Genomic DNA, 3,737 nt, shown 5'->3' with positions numbered 1-3,737 from the left:
CCGCCCTACCGTGGACACAGACACCCCCACCACCGCCCCCACGCGGACCACCTACTCGGAAGGGCCCGGACTCGCGATGACTTCCACCCACGCCTTCTGGCTCGCCGGCCGCCAGGCCACCGGCGAGGACACCATCGACGTCACCTCCCCCTGGGACGGCCGGCTCGTCGGCACCGTCGCGGTGCCGGACGAGGCCCAGGTCGAGGAGGCCGTCGCCGCCGCGTACGCCGTACGGGACGAGTTCGCCGCCACCCCCGCGCACCTCCGCGCCGCCGCCCTCGACCATGTCTCCCGCCGGATCGCCGAGCGCGCCGACGAGATCGCCCGGCTGATCTCCGCCGAGAACGGCAAGCCCCTCAAATGGGCCCGCGGCGAGGTCGGCCGCGCCGTCTCCGTGTTCCGATTCGCCGCCGAAGAGGCCCGCCGTTTCAACGGCGGCGACGCCCAGCGCCTCGACACCGACCCCGGCGGTGCCGGCCGCCTCGCCCTGACCCGCCGCTTCCCCCGCGGCGCCGTCCTCGGCATCGCGCCGTTCAACTTCCCGCTCAACCTCTGCGCCCACAAGATCGCCCCGGCCATCGCAGTCGGCGCCCCGATCATCCTCAAGCCCGCCCCCGCGACGCCCCTTTCCGGCCTCCTCCTCGGCGAACTGCTCGCCGAGACCGATCTGCCGGCCGGCGCCTGGTCCGTACTGCCCGTGCCGAACGACCGGATGCCCGCCCTCGTCCAGGACGAACGGCTGCCCGTGATCTCGTTCACCGGCTCCGACAAGGTCGGCTTCGCGATCATGGACTCCGTCCCGCGCAAGCACATCACCCTGGAACTCGGCGGCAACGGCGCGGCCGTCGTCCTCGCCGACTACGCGAGCGACCAGGACCTGGACCGGGCGGCGACCAGGATCGCGACCTTCGCCAACTACCAGGCCGGCCAGTCCTGTATCTCCGTCCAGCGCGTGATCGCCGACGCGTCGGTGTACGAGCGGCTCGTGCCCAGGATCGTCGCGGCGGTCGAGGCGCAGAACACCGGCGACCCCGCCGACGAGTCCACCGACGTGGGCCCGCTCGTCAGCGAGGACGCCGCCAGGCGCGTCGAGTCGTGGGTGGACGAGGCGGTACGGTCCGGTGCGCAGGTGCTCGCGGGCGGCAAGCGGGACGGCGCGGCCTACGCGCCCACCGTCCTCTCCGAGGTCCCCGCGGACGCCAAGGTCTCCCGCGAGGAGGTCTTCGGGCCCGTGCTGACGCTCCGCCGGGTCGAGGGCGAGAGCGAGGCGTTCGCGGCGGTCAACGACTCGAAGTACGGCCTCCAGGCCGGGGTGTTCACCCATGACGTGCAGGCCGCGTTCCGTGCCCACCGCGCACTTGAGGTGGGCGGCGTGATCATCGGCGATGTGCCCTCGTACCGCGCCGACCAGATGCCGTACGGCGGCGTCAAGCAGTCCGGCGTCGGCCGCGAGGGCGTGCGCTTCGCGATGGACGACTACACGTACGAGCGCGTCATGGTGTTCACGGGCCTGGACCTGTAGACACCCTTCGGTGAGCGTCTCGGAACGGCCGGAGTCCGCGATGCGCGGGCTCCGGCCGTTGCCGTCCGGTCGTGCGGGTACCCGTACTCGTATCCGTATCCGTATCCGTACCCACCCAGCCCCACAGGTCCCCTACGAACCTTTGATCCCTTTGCTCCACGACTGGTGGGGAGGGCGTTAATCGGGTAGATACGGACGAGTAGAACCAGCCGGTAAAACCGTCACTGGACCCGACTCCGCGGCGAGGTGAGTTCCTCATGTCCTCCGCCCCATCCGCACCCTCAGCAGCATCCTCCCCCCAGGAGCCGCCGGGCCGCCCCAAGGTCTCCGAGCGGGAGGCGCGCCAGGTCGCCGAGGCCGCCCGTGAGCAGGGCTGGCGCAAGCCGAGCTTCGCCAAGGAGATGTTCCTCGGCCGCTTCCGGCTCGACCTCATCCATCCGCACCCCCTGCCCGCCCAGGAGGACGTCAGGCGCGGCGAGGAGTTCCTGGCGAGCCTCCGCGCGTTCTGCGAGACGCGGATCGACGGCGCGCTGATCGAGCGCGAGGCCCGGATCCCGGACGAGGTGATCAACGGCCTCAGGGAGCTGGGCGCGCTCGGTATGAAGATCGACACCGCGTACGGCGGTCTCGGCCTCACCCAGGTGTACTACAACAGGGCGCTGGCCCTGGTCGGCTCCGCGAGCCCCGCGATCGGCGCGCTGCTCTCCGCCCATCAGTCGATCGGCGTACCGCAGCCGCTGAAGCTTTTCGGCACGCAGGAGCAGAAGGAGACGTTCCTGCCGAGGCTGGCCCGTACGGACATCTCGGCCTTCCTGCTCACCGAGCCGGACGTCGGCTCCGACCCGGCCAGGCTCGCCACGACGGCCGTGCCCGACGGCGACGCGTACGTCCTCGACGGCGTGAAGCTCTGGACGACCAACGGGGTCGTGGCCGATCTGCTGGTGGTGATGGCGCGCGTCCCGAAGTCCGAGGGGCACAAGGGCGGCATCACGGCCTTCGTCGTCGAGGCGGACTCGCCGGGCATCACCGTCGAGCACCGCAACGCCTTCATGGGCCTGCGCGGCCTGGAGAACGGGGTGACGCGCTTCCACCGGGTCCGGGTCCCCGCCGCCAACCGGATCGGCCCCGAGGGAGCCGGTCTCAAGATCGCCCTGACCACCCTCAACACCGGTCGGCTCTCGCTGCCCGCGATGTGCGTGGGCGCGGGCAAGTGGTGTCTGAAGATCGCCCGGGAGTGGTCGGGGGCCCGTGAGCAGTGGGGCAAGCCGGTCGGCAGGCACGAGGCGGTGGGCGGGAAGATCTCCTTCATCGCCGCGACCACCTTCGCGCTGGAGGCGATGGTCGATCTGGCGTCGCAGATGGCCGACGAGGACCGCAACGACATCCGGATCGAGGCGGCGCTCGCCAAGCTGTACGGCTCGGAGATGGGCTGTCTGATGGCCGACGAACTGGTCCAGATCCGCGGCGGCCGCGGCTTCGAGACCGCGGAGTCCCTGGCGGCCCGCGGTGAACGTGCCGTACCCGCCGAGCAGATGCTCCGCGATCTGCGGATCAACCGGATCTTCGAGGGCTCCACCGAGATCATGCATCTGCTGATCGCCCGCGAGGCCGTCGACGCCCATCTCTCGGTGGCCGGCGACATCATCGACCCGGACAAGTCCCTCGCCGACAAGGCGAAGGCGGGCGCGCAGGCAGGGAAGTTCTACGCCCGCTGGCTGCCGAAACTGGTCGCGGGTCCCGGCCAACTGCCGGGCTCCTACGGCGAGTTCCACCACGAGGGCCTGCCGGACCTGTCGGTGCACCTGCGCTACGCCGAGCGCACCGCGCGCAAACTCGCCCGCTCCACCTTCTACGCCATGTCGCGCTGGCAGGGCCGCATGGAGACGAAACAGGGCTTCCTCGGCCGGATCGTGGACATCGGCGCGGAGCTGTTCGCGATGAGCGCGGCGTGTGTACGGGCCGAACTGCTGCGCACGAACGGTGACCACGGCCGCGAGGCCTACCAACTCGCCGACGCCTTCTGCCGCCAGGCGCGTATCCGCGTCGAGGAACTCTTCACGCGCCTGTGGTCCAACACGGACGACATCGACCGCAGGGTCGTCGGCGGCGTCCTGGCCGGCCGCTACGCGTGGCTGGAGGACGGCATCATCGACCCCAGCGGCGAGGGCCCCTGGATCGCCGACACCACCCCGGGCCCGTCCCCCCACCCCAACGT

2 protein-coding genes are annotated in these 3,737 nt (G+C 71.1%); both read left to right on the top strand.

The window, feature by feature from the left end; all coding sequences use genetic code 11:
- Positions 1 to 76: 76 nt before the first annotated feature.
- Positions 77 to 1,522 (top strand): aldehyde dehydrogenase family protein, encoded by a 1,446-nt coding sequence (locus tag WH07_RS09940; RefSeq protein WP_046498169.1) that lies wholly within the window; start codon positions 77 to 79, stop codon positions 1,520 to 1,522.
- A gap of 257 nt (positions 1,523 to 1,779) precedes the next feature.
- Positions 1,780 to 3,737, top strand: a 1,958-nt coding sequence (locus WH07_RS09935) for an acyl-CoA dehydrogenase family protein (protein WP_046498166.1), incomplete at its 3' end; no start/stop codon positions are given.

This window comes from Streptomyces odonnellii (assembly GCF_000981895.1).
GTDB lineage: Bacteria > Actinomycetota > Actinomycetes > Streptomycetales > Streptomycetaceae > Streptomyces > Streptomyces odonnellii.
Note: the sequence above shows the minus strand (reverse complement) of the source record. Positions and strands in the feature narration are given on the sequence as shown.

Bases quoted from the DNA above. Each gene is read 5' to 3' on its own strand.
- WH07_RS09940 (WP_046498169.1), top strand. From the start codon at position 77: ATGACTTCCACCCACGCCTTCTGGCTCGCCGGCCGCCAGGCCACCGGC.